Here is a 17,531-nt window from a genome sequence, read left to right on the forward strand (position 1 = left end):
TCGGCCGCCGTCTCCAGCCTGGCCGCCCTCGCCCGCACCTCGGACGCGTGCCGCAGGTAGCGGCCGTCCTCGGCGCCCAGCACGTCGTACAGCTCGGCGGCGAGCTCCAGCTGCGCCCGGCTGTCGGCCGGTCGGCCGAGCTCGTCCAGGCAGAGGCCGAGCAGCCGCCTGGCCTCGGCCTGCGCCGCCGTGTGCCGTTCGGCTTGCGTGGCCGTGCGCCTTTCGGCCGCCACGCTCGCGGCCTCCTGCAACGGCCTCAGCGCCTCCTCGGGCCGGTCGTCGACCAGCAGCAGCTCGCCCAGCCGGAGCAGTTGCCCGGTCAGGGCATGGCGGTGCTCGTCGGGCTCCAGGGCGACCAGAGCACGCAGGTTGCGTACGGCCTCGGCGGCGGACCGCACGGCGGCGTCCAGGTCCTCCAGCCGGGCGTGGAGCCCGGCCAGCAGTCCGGCGGCTTCGGCAAGCATCAACCGCAGGCCGGGCTCCTGGACGGCGAGGCCGCGCAGCCGTACGACGGCCTCCGAGGCGGGGACCACGGCGTCGGCCGGCCTGCCGTGCTCGTCCAGCCAGGCGGCCAGGAGGCGGAGCCGGTAGGCCAGGTCCCTGTCCGTCGGAGCCACGTCCTTGACGGCGGCGGTGACGGCGACGGCGATGCAGCCGCCCAACTCGGGAAGTGCGGCGGCATCTGCCTCCTCGAACGGCATCAACGGCCCCGGACCTGGGACGGCTGCGACCGGCGGCTGCTCCACCAGCCCGGAACGCGCCGCCGACGTCTGGCCGGCTGTTGCGGAACGGACCACCGGTGGCTGACCCGCCGTCGCGGAGCGGACCGTCGGCGTGGTGGTCGAGTCCGGGCGTGCTCGGCGCTGTGCGGCGGCGGTGAGCGCTGCCAGGTTCGCCGCGAAGCCGGCCTCGCTGCCCGCCGCCTCGAACGCCTCCACGGCCTCGCCCAGCTGCCCGACCTCCAGCAGCGCGCACGCGACGTTGTGATGCGCCCGCGCGGCCTCCCCCGCATACCCAGGGTCCTCCTCGGCCAGGATGCGGAACCTGGCCGCCGCCTCCTGCGCCGGCTTGAGCGCGGAACCGGGCTCGCCCGCCAGCAGCAGGCACGCGCCCAGGTTGAACAGCGCGTCCGCCCGCCCGGCCGCCGCCTCGTACGGCGGAGCGGCCGCGTAGATCTCAACGGCCTCCGCCGCCGCCACGACCGCCTCGCCCGCCCTCCCCACGGCTGTCAGCCGGCCTGACAGCCAGGACAACGCCCCCGCCAGCGGCATCCGCTCACCGGTCGCCCGGCGATGCCGCACGGCCAGCTCACCAAGCGTGACGTCCAACGCCCGCAACCCGAGTCCCGCACCACGCCGCACCGGCGACACACCCCACCGCACCGAGGACGGGCCACCGCCCCATCGCGCCGGCGACGCGTCACGGGCCGCCCCCGGTGGCGACGACGCGCTACCCGCCCAGCTCGATGGCGCATCGCCTGGTGCCGATGGCTCAGCGGCGGAACCGGTGCCTCCTGGCCACGCCCGGGCCGGCGGCTCGGCGGCCGAGGTGGTCCGGGTCAGCAGGGCGGAAGCGGACGCGGCGAGCGCCCGGTCGGCGGGGAACAGCGCCAGGGCGGCGTTGAGCATGTCGCCGAGCCGGGTGGCGGGGTTGGCCGCGGCCTCCGCGACGAGCTCGCCGATCCTGGACCCGATCAGCGCGCGTAGCGTCGCCCTGACCCGCTCCCCGTGGGCGGACCGCCGCAGGACGTCAAGCAGGCGCACGAGGTGCCCGGCCGTGCGAGTCTCGTGATCATGGATGGCGAGGACGAGTGCGTCCAGGCCGTCCGTCTCGGCCAGGAGCTGCTCGGCCACCAGATCCGGGCCGAGCGGGCCGCTCTGGAAGACCGCGCCCAGCCAGCGCGCCACGTTCATGGTGGTCCCGTGGAGCCTCTCCGGCCCGCGACCACGCAGTCCCGGAACGGCCGTCAGCAGGCCGGGCAGCTCGGCGGGCGTGGGAGCGGTGAGTGTGAGCACCGCCACGGCCTGCCGCGCCGTCACGGCGTCCACGCGCTCTTCCCCCGCCGGCCACACCCGTGCCCACTGGCCGCTCTCCCGCGCCAGGAACCGGCTGAACAGCCCGCCACCTCGCAGCCGCATCGGCTCAGTGTCGGCTTCCGACCCGTTGCGCGAAGGGGCTGCCCGCTCTGCCTCGTCGCCGTCGCACAGCCGCAGCAGGGCCGCCAGGTGGACGTGGAGCGGGAGGCCGTACTCCGGATCGTCGAGCCGGGGCGGGGCGGGCAGGGCGGCCCGGCTGGGGGCGAACGCCTTCATGGCCGCGAGCGCGTGCTCCGTGCGTTCCTGCAGGGTGAGCGGACGGGTGTTGAGCTGGACGGCCGTGGTGTTGAGCCGCCTCAGCCAGCCACCGGCCGCCGTGTCGAGCCGCCGCCACCACTCCGCCTCACCGGGCTCGCGGGCCAGCAGCAGGAGCCGTACCCGGGGATTGCGCCCGTGCTTGGCCAGGTGCCGTACCAGCTCGCCCACCAGGGGCGGGGACGGCTCCGGACCGTCCACCACGAGCAGGGTCGGGAGTAACGCGTTCAGGGTCCGGCTCGTCAGTGGGGCGCCGGCGGAGTCCAGCGGAAGGAAGCCCGTGTCCCATCCCGCTGCGGCCAGCTCCACGCAGAGCTCGCTCGCCAGCCTCGTCTTGCCCGTGCCGCTCCGGCCGGTCAGGATCGCGATCGACAGGGCGGCCGGCTCGGCGGCCCAGGCTCGCAGGTGCGCCAGCTCCTCGTCCCTCCCCAGGAACGGCACCATCGCGTGACGCGCCATCAGGAGCGCCCAGTCCGGACAGTCCTGGGGCGGTTCGTCGCGGGCGGGGGTCAGGAGGTCGGCGAGCATGGCCGAGGGCTCGCCCTCCGCCACGGTCTCCAGCCCGCCGGGAGCCACGCCTGCCAGCTCGCGGAACCGTTCGTCGCTCAGCAGCGCGGTCACGGGCACGGCGCCCAGGCGGTTCGGGGCGTACCCGGCCGTGATCACGCCGATGATCTGCCCGGCGGGCTCGGCCAGCAGGGCGGCGCCCGGCAAGCCTGGCCAGAGCGCGTCGGATCCCGGGCTCAGCACGCTGACCTCGAGGACCTTCGACACCGCGCCCGTGGAGGCGTCGACCAGGCCGGACACCGTCTCCACGCCCCGGAACCCGCCCCGCCGCTCCGCTCGCGGAAACCCTCGGGCCGCGCAGCGCACCCTGAAGCGCTCCTGCCCTGACCCGCCGCCCGCTGCCCACCGAGGGCTTGAGGTGTCCGCCACCCTGGCCCAGCGGACGTGTTCGATGCCGGGAACGCCGTCCCACGGCGCCCCGGCCACCCGCAGCAGCACCGCGCCCGCCCCGCCGCGCCCGCGCCACACCGGCTCGGCCTCGGCCCACCACCCCGACCCAGGCGTACGCACCTGACAGGGGGTGCCGGGAACCGCCACCAGCCCGGAGGTCAGCACCAGATCAGCGCCGATCGCATATCCCGAGCCGGTCGCGCCGACGAGGTCGTCGTGACCTGAGTAGACCTCGACGACCCGTTCGAGCCCGAGGCGGTTCTGTGGCGTGTCCATAGGGTCCGCCTATGCGCTACGTCCCGACGTGCCGTCCCCGATCCGATCTCACTATCGCACTATGGCCGGGAAATTTCCCGGCTTGTCATGCCTTCTCGGTCGTGAGCCAGGCCGCCAGCCCCAGGTAAACGAGCCCACTCCCCACGTCAAGACGCCGGCGCGCACGGACCGACCCGCGTACCCGACCGGCCAGCGCCGACGAGAGCATCGCGTACGTGCCGTCGGAGGCCATCCCGAGCAGCAGCCACAGCACCCCGAGCAGCAGGATCTGCGGTCCGACCGGCGCAAGGTCCGGTTTGGTGAACTGGGGGAGGAAGGCGAGGAAGAAGATGGCGGTCTTGGGATTGAGCACATTCACCACGAACCCCTCCCAGAACAGCCGCCTCTTCGACTGCACCGGCAACTGCACGGGTCCCTCGTCCTCGCCCCGTCGCATCAGCTTGCGTACGCCGAGCCAGAGCAGGTACGCCACGCCCACGTACTTCACGATGGTGAACGCCGTCGCCGAGGCCGCCAGCAGCGCGCTGATGCCCAGCGCCGCGGCCGCGATGTGGACCAGCGAGCCCGTGTGCACCCCGAGCACGGAGATCAGGCCCGCGCCGCGGCCCTGGGAGACGCTCCGGGTGACGATGTAGAGGACCGCCGGCCCGGGGTCCACGAGCAGGCCGAGGGTGGCCACGCAGAAGAGGGCAAGTGTCGAGATGTCAGGCATGGGGCCATCGTAGAAGCGGCGTCAAAGGCTTTCCCGCAGCGCCGCCAGCAACGCCTCCGTGGGCGGCGGGTGGGGCGGCTCACCGTAGACCGCGGCGTACACGTGCCTGGTCGAGCCGGGCACCTCCACCACCTGCACGTCCGGGTGTTGGTGGGCCTGTAGCGCGAGCCCGGGCAGCATGGTCAGGCCGAGACCGGCCGCCACCAGAGCCTGGACGGCCACGATGTCGTCGCTGGTGAACGAGATCCGCGGCGCGAACCCAGCCTTGTCGCAAATGTCCAGCAGATGGCTCCTGCACCGATCACACCCCGCGATCCAGGACGACTCCGCGTGGTCGGCCAGCTCGCCCGGCGGGCCGCTGGACACCAGGTAGCTGGGGTCGTCTAGGAGGTGGATCATGCGGATGCCGTTGTCCTCGGGCGCGGTGTCGTCGTATCGGAAGATCACGGCCACGTCCACTCGCCCGGACCGCAGCAGCCTGAGCGCCTCCGGCGGCTCGATCTCGGTCAGCTGCAGGCGCAGCCCAGGGTGCGCGCCGGACAGCAGCCCGGCCGCCTTCGGGATGAACGTGCCCAGCGCCGAGGGGAAGGCGGCCAGCCTGACACGCCCTGAACGCAGCCCCACGTGCGCGGCGAGCTCCTCGGCGGTGGCGTCGAGCCGTCCGATGATCTCCGCGGCCCGCTCGGCGAGCAGCCGGCCCGCCTCCGTGAGCCTGATGCCGCGCCCGACGCGCTGGACGAGCCGGGCCCCCGTCTCCGCCTCCAGCCGGGCGAGGTGGTGGCTGACCGAGGGCTGCGAGTAGTGAAGCTCTTTGGCGGCGGCGGTCAGCGAGCCCGTGCGGGCGACCGCGACGAGGACACGTAGGCGCACTACATCCAGCATTCATCAATCGTATCTATGGGTTGGCCAGAGAAGTTCTGTTGGACCTATCGGTCGAGGTGTAGCACCGTGGAAGGGGAAGGAAGATTATCGGCTTTCCCTAGGGGGATACCATGGATGCGGTCGTCACCGCCGTCAGACCCGGGCTCGATGAACTCGTGTCTGGCATTTCCGAAATCGTGGCCCGCAGGCTCGGGCTCGGCGAGACCGCGTTCGCCGTCGCCGACCTGCTCCGAGCCCGGCTCCCCGGGCTCGACATCCTCACGCCACGTGAGCGCGAGGGCTCGCCCGACGGGTACGTCTCCCGCCCCCTCTACAGCCAGGAGGACTTCTCCATCGTGAGCGTCGTGTGGCGCCCCGGCCAGGAGACGCCGATCCACGACCACGTGTCGTGGTGCACGTTCGGCATCATCAGCGGTATCGAGTACGAGACCCTCTACCGTGACATGGGCGACCATTTGGTGGAGATCGGGCGGGCCGCCAACCGGCCCGGCGAGGTCAGCGGGTTCGCGCCGCCCGGGGACATCCACAAGGTCCGCAACACCAGCGACGAGGTGGGGCTGTCGATTCACGTGTACGGGGCGGATGTGGCCAAGCTGGGCAGCAGCGTACGCCGCGTCTACGACCTGCCGGTGAGGTAGCTCTCCAAGCGGTCGGCCAGTTCCTTCGGCCGGGCCAGCATGGGCGCGTGACTGCCGTCGATCTCGTCGGGCGTGATGCCGAGCCGGTCGCGTACGACACCGCGCATGAAGTCCGGTGTGAAGAACCGGTCATCCCTGCACAGCAGGAACCTCGTCGGCACGTCCGGCCAGGCGTCCAGTGGCCACGGCTCCGCCATGGCCTTGTCCGCGTGGTTCCGCGACCTCGTCAGCGACTCCTCGGCTACGTCCCTGGGCACGTCGTGGAGAAAGAGGCCGATCGGGTCGGACATGTCCTTCGAGTCGAACCCGGTGTCGGCCCACCAGTCGCTCGGCGGCTCGCCCGGGGCCGGGATCATGGCCGTCACCAGCACCAGGAGGTCGGCCGGCATTCGGGCGCAGACCAGCGGCCCGACGAAGCCGCCCCACGAATGCGCCACCACGACCAGGTCGCGACGGTCCCCGACAGCCTCGACCACGGAGTCCGCGTAGTCGAACAGGCCGGCGGACTCGTCCTCGACCGGCAGGCTCACCGCCACCACGTCGTGCCCGCGGTCGCGTAACTCGGGCTCCAGCAGGTGCCAGTCCCAGGCGGACCCACCGCCCCCATGGATCAGTGCGAACGTCGCCATGCCCTCACCCTAGTCCGGCGATGAGTTTCCGCACCCGGGCAAGTCCGTACGTATGGGAGCCGAACCGAGGAGCGACATGGAACCCACCACTGAACTGGACGCCCGCTTCAGCGCCGAGAACGCCACGGCCACGCCCTGGGCCGAGGCCCGCGACCAGCTCGAACGCGCTGAGACGTACTGGCTGAGCACCGTGCGCGCCGACGGCCGCCCGCACGTCACGACGCTGATAGCCGTCTGGCAGGACGACGCGCTCTGCTTCACGACGGGAGCGGAGGAACAGAAGGCCAGGAACCTCGAATCCAACCGGAACTGCGCCCTCACGACCGGCGCCAGCTCGATGAGCGGCGGGCTGGACCTGGTGGTGGAGGGGGTCGCCGAACGGGTCACGGACCCGGGCAGGCTCAAGCGGCTGGCCGACGCCTGGGAGACCAAGTACGGGCCGGAGTGGCACTTCGAGGTCGGCGACGGCGTGTTCGTGAACAGCGCGCACGGGGAGGCCCTGGTGTTCGAGGTGGCGCCGTCGAAGGTGCTGGGTTTCCGCAAGGGTGAGTTCAGCCAGACCCGCTGGCGCTTCTAACACACCCGCAAATTTTATTGCGCAAATTTTCTTTCGCTTCTATGGTGGTTCTATGGCCACCGAGAAGACCCGCCGCATCAAGGACCTCGACACGCTCAAGGCGTTGGGCCACCCGCTGCGCATGAAGCTCTATCGCGCCGTCTATGTGGCGGGCACGGCGACCGCCTCGCAGCTCGCCGACCAGGTGGGCGAGGCCGTCTCGCTGGTCAGCTACCACCTGCGCAAGCTGGCCGCGCACGGCCTCATCGAGGAGGCGGAGGCGGGCGGCGATGCCCGGGAGCGCTGGTGGCGGCGCGCGGACGCCGCCATCAGCACCAGGGATGAGGACTTTCGCGACGCCCCCGAGAGCGCCGCCGTCCACGCCGCGCTGTCCCGCATGCACGCCCGCCAAATGAGCGAGATGTACGAGAGCTACCTCGATGCCCAGTCCGCCTGGCCGGCCGGCTGGCGCGACGCGACCTTCACCTCGGAATTCCTGCTCTCACTCACCGCCAAGGAGGTGCGTCAGCTCGGCGACGAGATCAACGAGGTCGTCGGGAAGTGGCGGGCGCACGGGCAGGCCGCTCGCGAGTCGGGTGACACCGAGGGGCGCGAGAACGTCGCCGTGCACACGTACGGCTTCCCGTTCCGTACCTGACTTCCTGTGAGGTGAGTGTGATGTATCCGGACTTATACCTGTACGTCGAGCGGACGCGAGCCCGCGAGCTGCGCGCCGAGGCGGAGCGGCGAGCCCGAGCGCTTCGGCTGAACGCCGGTGTGGAGCGGCACCGTGCGTCCCGGTCGCCGTCCGGCTCGGTCGTCCGCGCCTTGGAGACGCGCCTGGGCTGGGCCCTGGTGGAGACGGGCCTCCGGCTGGTGCACCGGCATTACTGATCCAGGCCGAGCTGATGGCGCATGGCCGTGGTGTCCATGACGGCCCAGTGCTCGACGATCCTGCCGTCCCGTACGCGGATCATGTCGATGCTCCGCACCTCGTACCGGCGGCCCGAGGCCGTGTGCGTGCCGCGGCTGAGGTAGACGTTGGCCGACAGGTCGTCGGTGGAGATGTTCTGCTCCACCGTGACGGACGCGTCGTGAAAGCCCGTCTCGCCGGAGAAGGCCCGCTCCCACTTGTCCTTCCACGCTGCCAGGCCGTGGTGGTCGCCGTCCGTGCCGCCCCGGTGGTCGATCACGTCGGGGTCGATGAGCGCCAGCCCCTCGTCCATCCGCCTGGCCTCGTACAGCTCGATGATGCGCCTGTGCACTTCGCCGGCCGTCATCATGCCGCCCTCCTGCCGTTAAGTGGGGAGTTCCCCGTTTATGTGCGCGGCTAGACTAGCCGGGGAACTCCCCACTTAGCAAGGAGACCGATGGGACAGAGGCCTCGCAGGGCGGACGCGCAGCGCAACTATGACCAACTGCTGGCCGCGGCCGCGCAGGTCTTCGCCGAACGCGGCACCGACGCGCCGCTCGACGACGTGGCCCGCCGCGCCGGGGTCGGGAACGCCACCATGTACCGGCATTTCCCCACCCGTACAGACCTGCTGGTCGCCGTCTACGCCGACGAGGTCGCCCACCTGTGCGCGAGCGGCCAGACCCTGCTGACCGCCGAGTCACCCGGCGAGGCGCTGAATGAATGGCTGCGGCTCTTCATGGACCACATCACCACGAAGCGGGGCCTGGCCCTGGCGGTCACCGACGACGAAGGCAGCTCCGCGTTGGTGGCGGAGTGGCACGCGTCCATGCTCGCCACCGCCTCGGCCCTGCTGGACGCGGCCAAGCAGGCGGGCGCCGTCCGCGCCGACCTCGACGTGCGCGACCTGCTGACCCTGGTCAGGGGCGTCGCCCTGGCCGCCTCGGACCGCGCACAGGCCGACCGCCTGCTGAGCCTGATCGATTACGGCACCTGACCCGGCTCGTCCACGATCCCGGAGCCGAGCACGGACATGGACACGGTCTGACCATCGTCCACGATCTTCATCCCGAGGTAGTGGTAGTCGCCGGGATCGAGGATGTAGTACGCCTTGCCCGAATCCCCGGCGTCGAGCATGACACCGATCCCGGTGCGCCCGTCCCCGTCCGTGACGTTCTCCTCGACCGTCACGCCCGGGATCCTCGCCAGCGCCCGGTACATCGCCGCGACCGTGTCCGGCGGGATCATGGGCCCGTACTTCATGTACCACCCGATCGCCCCGAACACCCTGACGCTGTCCGCGATCTCCGGCGGGCAGTTGGGCTGGCAGATCGACAGCGGGAACCGCTCCTGCTTGAGATCGCGGAAGTGCCGCAGCAACGCGCCGGGATCGGCCGGCAGGCTCTCGATCTCCTTCTGCGTCTGCCCGACGTGCGTGGGCCCCTTCTCGGCCTCGCCGACCCGGAGTTTGCCCTTGACCCGTACCGCGTCCTGGGTCCCGTCCATCTTGCTCCAGTGCTCGAACGCCGGCATCTCATGGGCCAGGTGCTGTGTCTCCTTGATGTAGAACCACTGGTCCGGCCGGATCTCGACGGCCTTGCCCCGGACGGCGACCAGCGCCGCACTCTCCAGTACCGCCGCCGCGCTGCGTGCCTTCACCGCCAAGGTGTGGGCGCGCGGCGGCTCGCCGTCCCGGCCCTGGATCGCGGCGACCGCTGCGACGGCCAGTGCCCCGGCCCCCGCCAGCGCCAGCCCCACCCGCAGCCGGTACGCCCGCCGCGGGCGACGTACACGTGATCCCGTCCTGATCTCGGCCAGCCTGCGCTCCACCCCCGCCAGATCGGTTTGCAAGGGCACCTCGTCCCGCATCTTCCTGAGCAACTCGATCTCGTTCACCATTTGCTACCCCTCTTCCGTGGCGGTTGGATCGATGCCACCGAGCGCCCTGTGTAATCTGCTCCGAGCCCGGTTGACCCGCGACCGCACGGTCCCCACCGGCACGCCGAGCGCCACCGCGGCCTCCTCGTACGTCAACTCCGTCCACGCCACCAGCAGCAACGTGTCCCGGTGTTTCTGGGAGAGTCCGGACAGCGCCTTCGCCAGCCGTCTGCTCGCCCCGTCCGCGGTCACCCGCTGCTCGACCTCGTCCGTGAACGGCTCGATCACCGAGTCGGCCCCTGTGCGGCTCAGTGCCTTGTAGAGGCCGATCTCGCGGCGACGGTGCCGCCCGATGAGGTTGGTGGCGATGCCGTACAACCACGAGCGCTCGTCGCCCCGGTGCACGTCGTACGACTCCAGCCGCTGCAGCGCCACCGCGAACGTCTCGGCCACGATGTCGTCCGCCGGATCCAGGCCCAGGCGGCGGACGACGTACCGCTTGAGCTCGGGGGCGTGGAGTGTGAACAGGGTGGCGAATCGCTCGGACTCATGCCGGGATGGCGCGACCGCCGCGCCCCCGCCGCCCGTCTCGGGGACGTCGGGCCGCGGCAACGCGCCCGCCCGGCTCTCGTGTCGCATCTGTTGCCTCTCGGGTGTCTCTTGTCATGACACGAGTAATTGCCGCGGGCGGCTCCGGCGGTTCCAAGAATCTTGCGCCTTCGGCACGTCAAGTTGACGCCGAGCCGGTCACCCTCCGCACACTGTAGGTGGCTGACTCGTTACGCTGGGTGCAGTCGCAGACGAGGAGTGCAGGCACGTGGACAAGCCAGGAACAACCACCGGCGAGCGGAGGCCCGGCGTCTCGCACGGGATAGGCATGCTGCACCGGCTGGTCGCGGCGGTGGTGGCGGGTGGAACATTGGTTCTGGCCGGGTGCGCGGCGGGTGGCGACGTCTCGCCGGACGCCGCGTCGCGGAGCGAGTCTCCGAGCCCGTCCGATCTGCCGGCGACCGCGGACGACACCGAAGGCGACGCCACACCGGACACCTCGTCGCGGGGCGAGCATTCGAGCTCGTCCGGCCTGCCGGCGGCCGCGGACGGCACCGATCTCGCCGCCTGCGCCGACGGACGGTGTGAGGTGCGGGTAAGCGCGGGGTCGAACATCTCTGTGCCACGCCGCCTGGGGGTCGCTTCGGTACGGGTGCAATCGGTCGAGTTCGACACCGTCACCGTTGCCGGGCGCTATCTCGGATACTCACAGCGCGGATTCTGCACCGGCACCAGCTGCAATTCCTCCAGCTCGGGAAACAGGTTCAAGGTCGTCCTGGGCACCGACAGCACGGCCACCGAGAACGGCCTGAGCATCACGGCAGTGGCCGCCAACGGTGAATCCGCGGTGTTGCAGCTCGCCCCTGAATGATCCGATCGGCCAAGACGTGCACGATATCTCGACGCCGACGCCCAAGAGTGGATCGACGATGTCGGCTCTCGTCCGTTCCTGGCCACGGCTCTAACCGGGGCGAACGGTTCGGCGGAGGTGATGCCCTGAGGGCCGGGCCCGACGGATCTGGCAGCAGGTGAGCTTCGGCCCACCTACACACCACCCATGAGGGCAACGGTGGGTGGGCCTGCGCAACCTACTAAACCCCCAGCGCCGAGGGGAGGCTGATTTCGTGGAGGAACAGGGCCTCGGTCGTCGCCACGCGCTGTAGCTCCTCCAGGTCCACCCGCTCGTTCGGCGCGTGAATGGCGGCGTCCTCGTCCTCCGCCCCGAACAGCAGGATCTCCGCCGCGGGGAACTGCTTCAGCAGCGTGTTCACCAGCGGAATCGAGCCCCCCGCGCCCACGTCGCGGGGCGGGCGGCCGAAGGCCCACTCCATGGCGCGGTTCAGCGCCGCCCGGGCCTTGCCGCCCGAGTCCGCCTGGAAGCCCGAGCCCACCGTGAAGTCCCCGAACGACACCTGGACCCCCCACGGCGCCACCTGGCGCAGGAACTCCACCACCGCGTTCACCGTGGTCTTCGGGTCGCCCACCGGAGGGACGCGGACGGTCACGCGTGCCCGCGCGGCAGGCTGGACGGCGTTCACCGCTCCGGAGACCGTCGGCACGTCCAGGCCCGTCACGGTGATCGCGTACGACGACCAGAGCCGGTCCGCCAGCGAGCCCGAGCCCACCAGGGAGACCCCGTCCAGGACGCCGGCCGTCTTCCTGAACTCCTCCTCCGACGGCCCCTGGCCCAGGAACGAACCGCGCGGCAGCCCGGGCACGCGGATGTCGCCGTTGTCGTCGTGCAGCGAGGTCAGCATGCGCATCAGGGCGGCCAGCGCGTCGGGGGCGGCGCCGCCGAACGAGCCGCTGTGCACCGCCTCCTTCAGCGTGCGGACCTCGATGGTGAACGCCGCCATGCCGCGCAGCGACGTCGTGACCGCCGGGTCGCCGACGCGCGGGTTGCCGCAGTCGGCCACCACGATGGCGTCAGCCCGCAGCAGGTCGGGGTGGCGCTCGACGAACGCCTCCAGGCGCTCGCCCGCGTACTCCTCCTGGCCTTCGATGATGACCTTGATGCCTACCGGGAACCGGCCCTGGAAGGCGCGCAGGGCGGTGACGTGGGAGATGACGCCTGACTTGTCGTCCGCGCAGCCCCGCCCGTACAGGCGGCCGTCGATCAAGGTCGGCTCGAACGGCGGGGTGCGCCACGCGGCCGTGTCGCCCGCCGGTTGCACGTCGTAGTGCGCGTACAACAGGACGGTGGGAGCGCCGGGCGGCGCCGGGGCCTCGCCGAAGACCGCCGGGAAGCTGCCCTCGACGGGCACCTGCTGGACGCGCGGCAGGCCCGCGGAGCGCAGCAGTTCCTCCGTCATCGCGGCGGCGGCGTACACCGGCTCCTCCGGGTGCCCGGGGAAGGCCACGGAGGGTATGGCGGCGAGCCGCTTGAGGTCCTCGACGGATTGGGGCATCGCCGCGGCGACAGCGCTCTTGATCTGCTCAGGAGTCACGGAAGGGTCCCCCGGGGTCATTCATAGTCGGTGGTTGTCAACATCAACAGGTCTCAGCCGGTGCGGGCCGGTATAGACGCGTTGCTCTCATTGGATCACAGAACGTCCCAGGTGCGGCAACGAGTCTGACCCGCGCGCCAATGTACATGCGGATTTCGTCGCCGTTACAAAGCGGTTCTGCGGATCTCGATTTTCTTGCATAGTGCTGCGACCGATTCGCTTGGCAAATCCGCAGGTGAGCATGCAGACTGTGGGAAGTTCAGACACAAGGGAAGATAACCATGACGCAGCCGGAAAACGACGTCCTGAAGGCCGCGCAGGACAACCTGTGGTTGCACTTCACCAGGCACAGCGCCTACCAGCAGTCCGAGATCCCCACCATCGTGCGCGGTGAGGGGTCCTACATCTACGACATCCACGGCAAGCGCTACCTCGACGGTCTGGCCGGGCTCTTCGTGGTCCAGGTCGGCCATGGACGCCACGAACTGGCCGAGGCTGCCGCCAAGCAGGCCCAGGAGTTGGCGTTCTTCCCGCTGTGGTCCTACGCCCACCCCAAGGCTGCCGAGCTGGCCCAGCGCCTGGCCTCCTACGCCCCCGGCGACCTGAACCGCGTCTTCTTCACCACCGGCGGCGGCGAGGCGGTCGAGACCGCCTGGAAGCTCGCCAAGCAGTACTACAAGCTCGTCGGCAAGCCCCTCAAGCACAAGGTCATCAGCCGCCAGATCGCCTACCACGGCACGCCGCAGGGCGCGCTGTCGATCACCGGCATCCCCGCGTTCAAGCAGATGTTCGAGCCGCTGGTGCCCGGCTCGATCAGGGTCCCCAACACCAACCACTACCGCGCCGACGAGATCACCGGCGTGCAGGGTATGACCCCCGAGGAGTACGGCTTCTGGGCGGCCGAGCGCGTGGCCCGCGCCATCGAGATGGAGGGCCCCGACACGGTGGCCGCCGTCTTCGCCGAGCCCGTGCAGAACGCCGGCGGCTGCTTCCCGCCTCCTCCCGGCTACTGGCAGCGCCTGCGCGAGATCTGCGACGAGTACGACGTGCTGCTCGTCTCCGACGAGGTCATCTGCGCCTTCGGCCGGCTGGGCACGATGTTCGGCGGCCAGAAGTTCGACTACGTGCCTGACATCATCACGTGCGCCAAGGGCCTGACCAGCGGCTACTCGCCCATCGGCGCGATGATTGCGCATGAGCGGCTGTTCGAGCCGTTCAAGAACGGCGACACCATGTTCGCCCACGGCTACACGTTCGGGGGCCACCCCGTCTCTGCGGCTGTTGCACTGGCCAACCTTGATATCTTCGAACGTGAGGACCTGCTCGGTCACGTCACCAGGAACGAGCCGCTGTTCAAGCAGACCCTCGACGGCCTGCGCGACCTGCCCATCGTCGGTGACGTGCGCGGCTCCGGCTACTTCTGGGGCATCGAGCTGGTCAAGGACAAAGCCACCAAGGAGACGTTCAACGCCGAGGAGTCGGAGCGGCTCCTGCGTGGCTTCCTGTCCAAGGCGCTGTTCGACGCGGGCCTGTACTGCCGCGCCGACGACCGCGGAGATCCCGTCATCCAGCTCTCGCCCCCGCTGATCGCGGGTCCGGAGGAGTTCGCCGAGATCGGATCGATTCTCCGTGACGTGCTCACCCAAGCATGGGCGCGCCTATAACACCGTAATCCCGGTACGACGGCGTGCCGGTTCGCGAAAGGATCAAACCATGAAGATCGGCGTTCCTGCCGAGGTCAAGAACCACGAATATCGCGTCGCCGCCACGCCTGCCGGAGTTCATGAGCTGGTGCGCAACGGCCACGACGTCCTCGTCCAGCGAGGCGCCGGGCTCGGCTCGTCCATCCCGGACGAGGAGTACCTCTCGGCGGGCGCGAAGCTCCTCGACAGCGCCGACGCCGTGTGGGGCGAGGCGGACATGGTGCTCAAGGTGAAGGAGCCGATCGCCGAGGAGTACCACCGGCTTCGTGAGGGGCTGGTGCTGTTCACGTACCTGCACCTGGCCGCCTCCCGCCCCTGCACCGACGCGCTGCTCGGCGCCAAGACGACCGGCATCGCGTACGAGACCGTCCAGGTCGGCAACGCGCTGCCGCTGCTCGCCCCCATGTCCGAGGTCGCGGGTCGCCTCGCGCCGCAGGTGGGCGCGTACAACATGATGCGCTTCAACGGCGGCCGCGGCGTTCTGCCCGGCGGTGTGCCCGGCGTGGCGCCGGCGAAGGTGGTCGTCATCGGCGGCGGCGTCTCGGGGCTGAACGCCGCGCAGATCGCCGTCGGCATGGGCGCGGACGTGACCGTGCTCGACCTCAACATCGACCGCCTGCGCCACATCGACGCCATCTACCAGGGCCGGCTCAAGACGCTGGTCTCCACGTCGTACGCGATCGAGCAGGAGGTCCTGCAGGCCGACCTGGTCATCGGCGCGGTGCTGATCCCCGGCGCCAAGGCCCCGACGCTGGTCTCCAACGACCTGGTCTCGCGCATGAAGCCGGGCTCCGTGCTCGTCGACATCGCCATCGACCAGGGCGGCTGCTTCGAGGACTCGCGTCCGACCACGCACGCCGAGCCGACGTACAAGGTGCACGAGTCGGTCTTCTACTGCGTGGCCAACATGCCGGGCTCCGTGGCCAACACCTCCACGTACGCCCTGACGAACGCGACCCTCCCGTACGCGGTCAAGCTGGCCAACCTGGGCTGGCGCGACGCGCTCAAGAGCGACGCGGGCCTCGCGGGCGGGCTCAACACCTACGACGGCAAGCTGACCAACCAGCCGGTCGCCGAGGCGCTCGGCCTGCCGTTCACCCCGGTCGCCGAGGTCGTCTAACCTTCCGGGCGGTACGTCGTGCCCTGCACGATCTCGCCGGGCGTCAGCTGCTCCCTGGCCGTGGTCACCGCCCAGCGGTGACCGAAGGGATCGCGCAGCACGCCGTACCGCTCGCCCCAGAACATCTCCCGCACCGGCTGCTCGATCTCGGCCCCGGCCTCGACCGCCTGCTCGGCGACGGTGTCGGGGTCCGCCACCTCCAGCAGGATCAGCACCGGGCTGCCGCCCAGCGTCGGCGGCGCCAGCGCGCCCAGGCCGGGCATTTCCTCGCTCACCAGGAGCCGTCCGGCCCCGAGCTGCAGCTCCACGAAGAGGATCGCTCCGTCGGACAGCGTGTTGCGGAACACCTCTACTGCGCCCAGGCCCTCGCGGTAGAAGGCGATCGCCGCCTCCGCGTCGCGCACGAACAGGTGCGGGCACAGCCCCTGCGGGCGTAGCGATGTCATGCGATCAATCCTGCCTCTCTAGCCGCGGTCACCAGGCGGGCCATCAGCTCGGCCTCCTCCCGCGCCACCCGCTCGCCCTGCGGGGTCAGCTTGTAGTAGCGCCGCCTGGCGTCGTGCGGCGCCGCCGGATCTCCCTCGTCTGTCTCCTCGACCAGGCCGTCGGCCTCAAGGCGGTTGATGGTCCGGTAGAGCGTGCCGGGGCCCAGTTTGACCGCGCCGCCGCTGACCTCCTCGACGAACCGCATCACCGCGTAACCGTGCCCGGAACCGCTGGCCAGCGCCAGAAGCACGTGGAAACCGGCGGTCGTGAGCATGATTGACACGATAGCACCACAGTGGTTATATCCATTTTGGATATAACTTCACGAAGGAGGGGCAATGGCGCTCGGCATCAGCCAGGTCACCATCTACGTCGAAGACCAGCAGAAAGCGGTCGACTTCTGGACGGACAAGATGGGCTTCACGGTCACCACTGACCTACCGTACGGCGAGGACCGCTGGATCGAGGTGACTCCGCCCACTGGAGGCCCCGGGCTGGTCATCTACAAGGCCGACCCCAGCTGGCCCACGCTGGCCAAGGATCTGCCCAACTACGTGCTCTTCCAGGCTGACGACATAGTCGAGACGTACGAGGAGCTCACGGCGCGCGGCGTCGAGTTCACCCGGGCGCCCAAGCAGGAGCCGTGGGGCTGGTCGGCGGTCTTCAAGGACGACGAGGGCCACCTGTTCCACCTGGGGCAGCGCTAACGCACGCCCAGGAGCCGTCGCAGGTCGCGGGCCGTGGCGAGGACGTACTGGATCTCGCCGGGGCTGGGCCACGGCGCGCTTCCGGGGCGCAGCAGCGTGCCGCGTACCGAAGCCAGGTGCTCGATCGCGCTCCGGTGCACCCCGCTCCGCTCCACCAGCCACCCGATCACGTCGGAATGGTCGTGCAGCGGCCTGGTCACCAGATCCCACGTGCCCAGTACCTCGGCCAGGTCCGACACCGACAGTGAGAGGCCGCCCCTTCGCCCGGTCGCGGCCGCGGCCAGCTCCGCCCTGGCAGCCAGCTCCGGTTCGGTGTGTCTTCCCCAGACGGCCGGCGGTGGGTCGGAGAGCCAGGTCTCTGCCTCGCCCAGCTCGCCTGTCACTGACAGCAGCCCGCCCAGCTCGACAGCGGCCCCGCGGTGTCCGGCCTGCGCCGCCTGCCTGAACCAGTGCTGCCCGCCCGCCATGTCGCCGAACTCGGCGATCAGCAGCAGGCCGTAGTTGAAGGCCGACTCGGCGTCCCCGCCCGCCGCCGCGCGGCCGAACCAGTGGCTGGCCGCCGCGCAGTCGCCCAGCTCCACGCACACGAACCCGGCCATCCGCTGGTCGTAGACCCGCCCTGTCCCGGCCGCCTGCTCGAACCAGCCGCGGGCCGTACGCAGGTCGCCCCTGGACAGCGCGACGCAGCCGAGCTGGGAGGCGGCGCCCGGGTGCTCGCTCTTGGCGG

At 70.6% G+C, this 17,531-nt stretch carries 19 protein-coding genes and 1 pseudogene; 9 read left to right on the forward strand and 11 right to left on the reverse strand.

The annotated features are described in order from the left end of the window. The 3 genes from AB0J09_RS31310 to AB0J09_RS31320 form a co-directional block, all read right to left on the reverse strand. A partial coding sequence (locus AB0J09_RS31310; protein WP_360698791.1) for a tetratricopeptide repeat protein occupies positions 1-3,584 on the reverse strand: 3,584 nt, incomplete at its 3' end. An 85-nt stretch (positions 3,585-3,669) separates the two neighbouring features. Beyond that, positions 3,670-4,296, reverse strand: a complete 627-nt coding sequence (locus tag AB0J09_RS31315; protein WP_360698792.1) for a LysE family translocator — start codon at positions 4,294-4,296, stop codon at positions 3,670-3,672. A 21-nt stretch (positions 4,297-4,317) separates the two neighbouring features. After that, the gene (locus AB0J09_RS31320) at positions 4,318-5,178 is read right to left on the reverse strand and encodes a LysR family transcriptional regulator (RefSeq protein ID WP_360698794.1); all 861 of its coding nucleotides are present in this window, start codon (positions 5,176-5,178) and stop codon (positions 4,318-4,320) included. Positions 5,179-5,288: 110 nt separating this feature from the next. On the opposite strand from AB0J09_RS31320, the gene AB0J09_RS31325 reads away from it, so the two are divergent. Then, the gene (locus tag AB0J09_RS31325; protein ID WP_360698796.1) at positions 5,289-5,816 is read left to right on the forward strand and encodes a cysteine dioxygenase family protein; all 528 of its coding nucleotides are present in this window, start codon (positions 5,289-5,291) and stop codon (positions 5,814-5,816) included. Here AB0J09_RS31325 and AB0J09_RS31330 read toward each other — a convergent pair. Beyond that, a complete protein-coding gene (locus AB0J09_RS31330; RefSeq protein WP_360698798.1) occupies positions 5,795-6,445 on the reverse strand; it encodes an alpha/beta hydrolase in 651 nt (216 codons plus the stop codon). The two genes, AB0J09_RS31325 and AB0J09_RS31330, sit on opposite strands and share 22 nt — an antisense overlap. Before the next feature lie 76 nt (positions 6,446-6,521). On the opposite strand from AB0J09_RS31330, the gene AB0J09_RS31335 reads away from it, so the two are divergent. Genes AB0J09_RS31335 through AB0J09_RS31345 form a run of 3 tightly spaced genes read left to right on the forward strand, consistent with a single transcriptional unit; the run spans position 6,522 to position 7,895 of the window. Beyond that, a complete protein-coding gene (locus AB0J09_RS31335; protein ID WP_360698800.1) occupies positions 6,522-7,022 on the forward strand; it encodes a pyridoxamine 5'-phosphate oxidase family protein in 501 nt (166 codons plus the stop codon). Between the two features lie 52 nt (positions 7,023-7,074). Next, positions 7,075-7,659, forward strand: coding sequence for a helix-turn-helix domain-containing protein (locus AB0J09_RS31340; protein ID WP_360698802.1), 585 nt, complete (start codon positions 7,075-7,077; stop codon positions 7,657-7,659). Between the two features lie 20 nt (positions 7,660-7,679). Next, positions 7,680-7,895, forward strand: a complete 216-nt coding sequence (locus tag AB0J09_RS31345; protein ID WP_360698803.1) for a hypothetical protein — start codon at positions 7,680-7,682, stop codon at positions 7,893-7,895. Here AB0J09_RS31345 and AB0J09_RS31350 read toward each other — a convergent pair. After that, complete coding sequence (locus tag AB0J09_RS31350; RefSeq protein ID WP_360698805.1) at positions 7,889-8,284, reverse strand: ester cyclase; 396 nt, start codon at positions 8,282-8,284, stop codon at positions 7,889-7,891. The two genes, AB0J09_RS31345 and AB0J09_RS31350, sit on opposite strands and share 7 nt — an antisense overlap. Positions 8,285-8,371: 87 nt before the next feature. On the opposite strand from AB0J09_RS31350, the gene AB0J09_RS31355 reads away from it, so the two are divergent. Next, entirely contained in the window at positions 8,372-8,911 is a 540-nt protein-coding gene (locus tag AB0J09_RS31355; protein ID WP_360698807.1) for a helix-turn-helix domain-containing protein, read from the forward strand. Here AB0J09_RS31355 and AB0J09_RS31360 read toward each other — a convergent pair. After that, positions 8,899-9,813 carry a CU044_5270 family protein gene (locus tag AB0J09_RS31360; RefSeq protein WP_360698809.1) on the reverse strand — a complete coding sequence of 305 codons (915 nt, stop codon included), beginning with the start codon at positions 9,811-9,813 and terminating at the stop codon, positions 8,899-8,901. The genes AB0J09_RS31355 and AB0J09_RS31360 overlap by 13 nt on opposite strands. 3 nt (positions 9,814-9,816) lie before the next feature. Then, on the reverse strand, positions 9,817-10,431 hold the full coding sequence (locus tag AB0J09_RS31365; protein WP_360698811.1) for an RNA polymerase sigma factor: 615 nt from the start codon (positions 10,429-10,431) through the stop codon (positions 9,817-9,819). 238 nt (positions 10,432-10,669) lie between these two features. Here AB0J09_RS31365 and AB0J09_RS31370 point away from each other — a divergent pair, with 238 nt between their 5' ends. Continuing rightward, positions 10,670-11,212, forward strand: coding sequence for a hypothetical protein (locus tag AB0J09_RS31370; protein ID WP_360698813.1), 543 nt, complete (start codon positions 10,670-10,672; stop codon positions 11,210-11,212). A gap of 220 nt (positions 11,213-11,432) precedes the next feature. Here AB0J09_RS31370 and AB0J09_RS31375 read toward each other — a convergent pair whose 3' ends face one another. Then, positions 11,433-12,788: a dipeptidase gene (locus AB0J09_RS31375; RefSeq protein WP_360698815.1), complete on the reverse strand. Its 1,356-nt coding sequence runs from the start codon at positions 12,786-12,788 to the stop codon at positions 11,433-11,435. 281 nt (positions 12,789-13,069) lie between these two features. Between AB0J09_RS31375 and AB0J09_RS31380 the strand changes: the two genes are divergently transcribed. Beyond that, positions 13,070-14,452, forward strand: coding sequence for an aspartate aminotransferase family protein (locus tag AB0J09_RS31380; protein ID WP_360698817.1), 1,383 nt, complete (start codon positions 13,070-13,072; stop codon positions 14,450-14,452). A gap of 49 nt (positions 14,453-14,501) precedes the next feature. Continuing rightward, on the forward strand, positions 14,502-15,611 hold the full coding sequence (gene ald / locus AB0J09_RS31385; RefSeq protein ID WP_360698819.1) for an alanine dehydrogenase: 1,110 nt from the start codon (positions 14,502-14,504) through the stop codon (positions 15,609-15,611). On the opposite strand, the gene AB0J09_RS31390 is transcribed toward ald, so the two are convergent. Together AB0J09_RS31390 and AB0J09_RS31395 are read right to left on the reverse strand one after the other, a co-directional pair. Then, a complete protein-coding gene (locus tag AB0J09_RS31390; protein WP_360698821.1) occupies positions 15,608-16,057 on the reverse strand; it encodes a VOC family protein in 450 nt (149 codons plus the stop codon). The genes ald and AB0J09_RS31390 overlap by 4 nt on opposite strands. Further along, complete coding sequence (locus AB0J09_RS31395; protein ID WP_360698823.1) at positions 16,054-16,371, reverse strand: helix-turn-helix transcriptional regulator; 318 nt, start codon at positions 16,369-16,371, stop codon at positions 16,054-16,056. The genes AB0J09_RS31390 and AB0J09_RS31395 overlap by 4 nt, the downstream gene beginning before the upstream one ends. A gap of 64 nt (positions 16,372-16,435) precedes the next feature. Between AB0J09_RS31395 and AB0J09_RS31400 the strand changes: the two genes are divergently transcribed. Further along, entirely contained in the window at positions 16,436-16,804 is a 369-nt protein-coding gene (locus AB0J09_RS31400) for a VOC family protein (protein WP_360698825.1), read from the forward strand. Here the strand turns inward: AB0J09_RS31400 and AB0J09_RS31405 are convergent. Continuing rightward, positions 16,801-17,531, reverse strand: a pseudogene (locus AB0J09_RS31405) (sel1 repeat family protein); the annotation flags it as partial. The gene AB0J09_RS31400 and the pseudogene AB0J09_RS31405 sit on opposite strands and share 4 nt — an antisense overlap.

It is taken from the genome of Nonomuraea sp. NPDC049784, assembly GCF_040659615.1.
Lineage (GTDB): Bacteria > Actinomycetota > Actinomycetes > Streptosporangiales > Streptosporangiaceae > Nonomuraea.

Excerpts from the sequence above, each read along its gene's own strand:
- AB0J09_RS31355 (WP_360698807.1), top strand. The coding sequence starts at position 8,372 with ATGGGACAGAGGCCTCGCAGGGCGGACGCGCAGCGCAACTATGACCAA.
- AB0J09_RS31320 (WP_360698794.1), bottom strand. The coding sequence starts at position 5,178 with ATGCTGGATGTAGTGCGCCTACGTGTCCTCGTCGCGGTCGCCCGCACG.
- AB0J09_RS31400 (WP_360698825.1), top strand. The coding sequence starts at position 16,436 with ATGGCGCTCGGCATCAGCCAGGTCACCATCTACGTCGAAGACCAGCAG.
- AB0J09_RS31395 (WP_360698823.1), bottom strand. The coding sequence starts at position 16,371 with ATGCTCACGACCGCCGGTTTCCACGTGCTTCTGGCGCTGGCCAGCGGT.
- AB0J09_RS31340 (WP_360698802.1), top strand. The coding sequence starts at position 7,075 with ATGGCCACCGAGAAGACCCGCCGCATCAAGGACCTCGACACGCTCAAG.
- AB0J09_RS31330 (WP_360698798.1), bottom strand. The coding sequence starts at position 6,445 with ATGGCGACGTTCGCACTGATCCATGGGGGCGGTGGGTCCGCCTGGGAC.
- AB0J09_RS31360 (WP_360698809.1), bottom strand. The coding sequence starts at position 9,813 with ATGGTGAACGAGATCGAGTTGCTCAGGAAGATGCGGGACGAGGTGCCC.
- AB0J09_RS31325 (WP_360698796.1), top strand. The coding sequence starts at position 5,289 with ATGGATGCGGTCGTCACCGCCGTCAGACCCGGGCTCGATGAACTCGTG.
- AB0J09_RS31335 (WP_360698800.1), top strand. The coding sequence starts at position 6,522 with ATGGAACCCACCACTGAACTGGACGCCCGCTTCAGCGCCGAGAACGCC.
- AB0J09_RS31345 (WP_360698803.1), top strand. The coding sequence starts at position 7,680 with ATGTATCCGGACTTATACCTGTACGTCGAGCGGACGCGAGCCCGCGAG.
- AB0J09_RS31315 (WP_360698792.1), bottom strand. The coding sequence starts at position 4,296 with ATGCCTGACATCTCGACACTTGCCCTCTTCTGCGTGGCCACCCTCGGC.
- AB0J09_RS31365 (WP_360698811.1), bottom strand. The coding sequence starts at position 10,431 with ATGCGACACGAGAGCCGGGCGGGCGCGTTGCCGCGGCCCGACGTCCCC.
- AB0J09_RS31350 (WP_360698805.1), bottom strand. The coding sequence starts at position 8,284 with ATGATGACGGCCGGCGAAGTGCACAGGCGCATCATCGAGCTGTACGAG.
- AB0J09_RS31390 (WP_360698821.1), bottom strand. The coding sequence starts at position 16,057 with ATGACATCGCTACGCCCGCAGGGGCTGTGCCCGCACCTGTTCGTGCGC.
- ald (WP_360698819.1), top strand. The coding sequence starts at position 14,502 with ATGAAGATCGGCGTTCCTGCCGAGGTCAAGAACCACGAATATCGCGTC.
- AB0J09_RS31370 (WP_360698813.1), top strand. The coding sequence starts at position 10,670 with ATGCTGCACCGGCTGGTCGCGGCGGTGGTGGCGGGTGGAACATTGGTT.
- AB0J09_RS31380 (WP_360698817.1), top strand. The coding sequence starts at position 13,070 with ATGACGCAGCCGGAAAACGACGTCCTGAAGGCCGCGCAGGACAACCTG.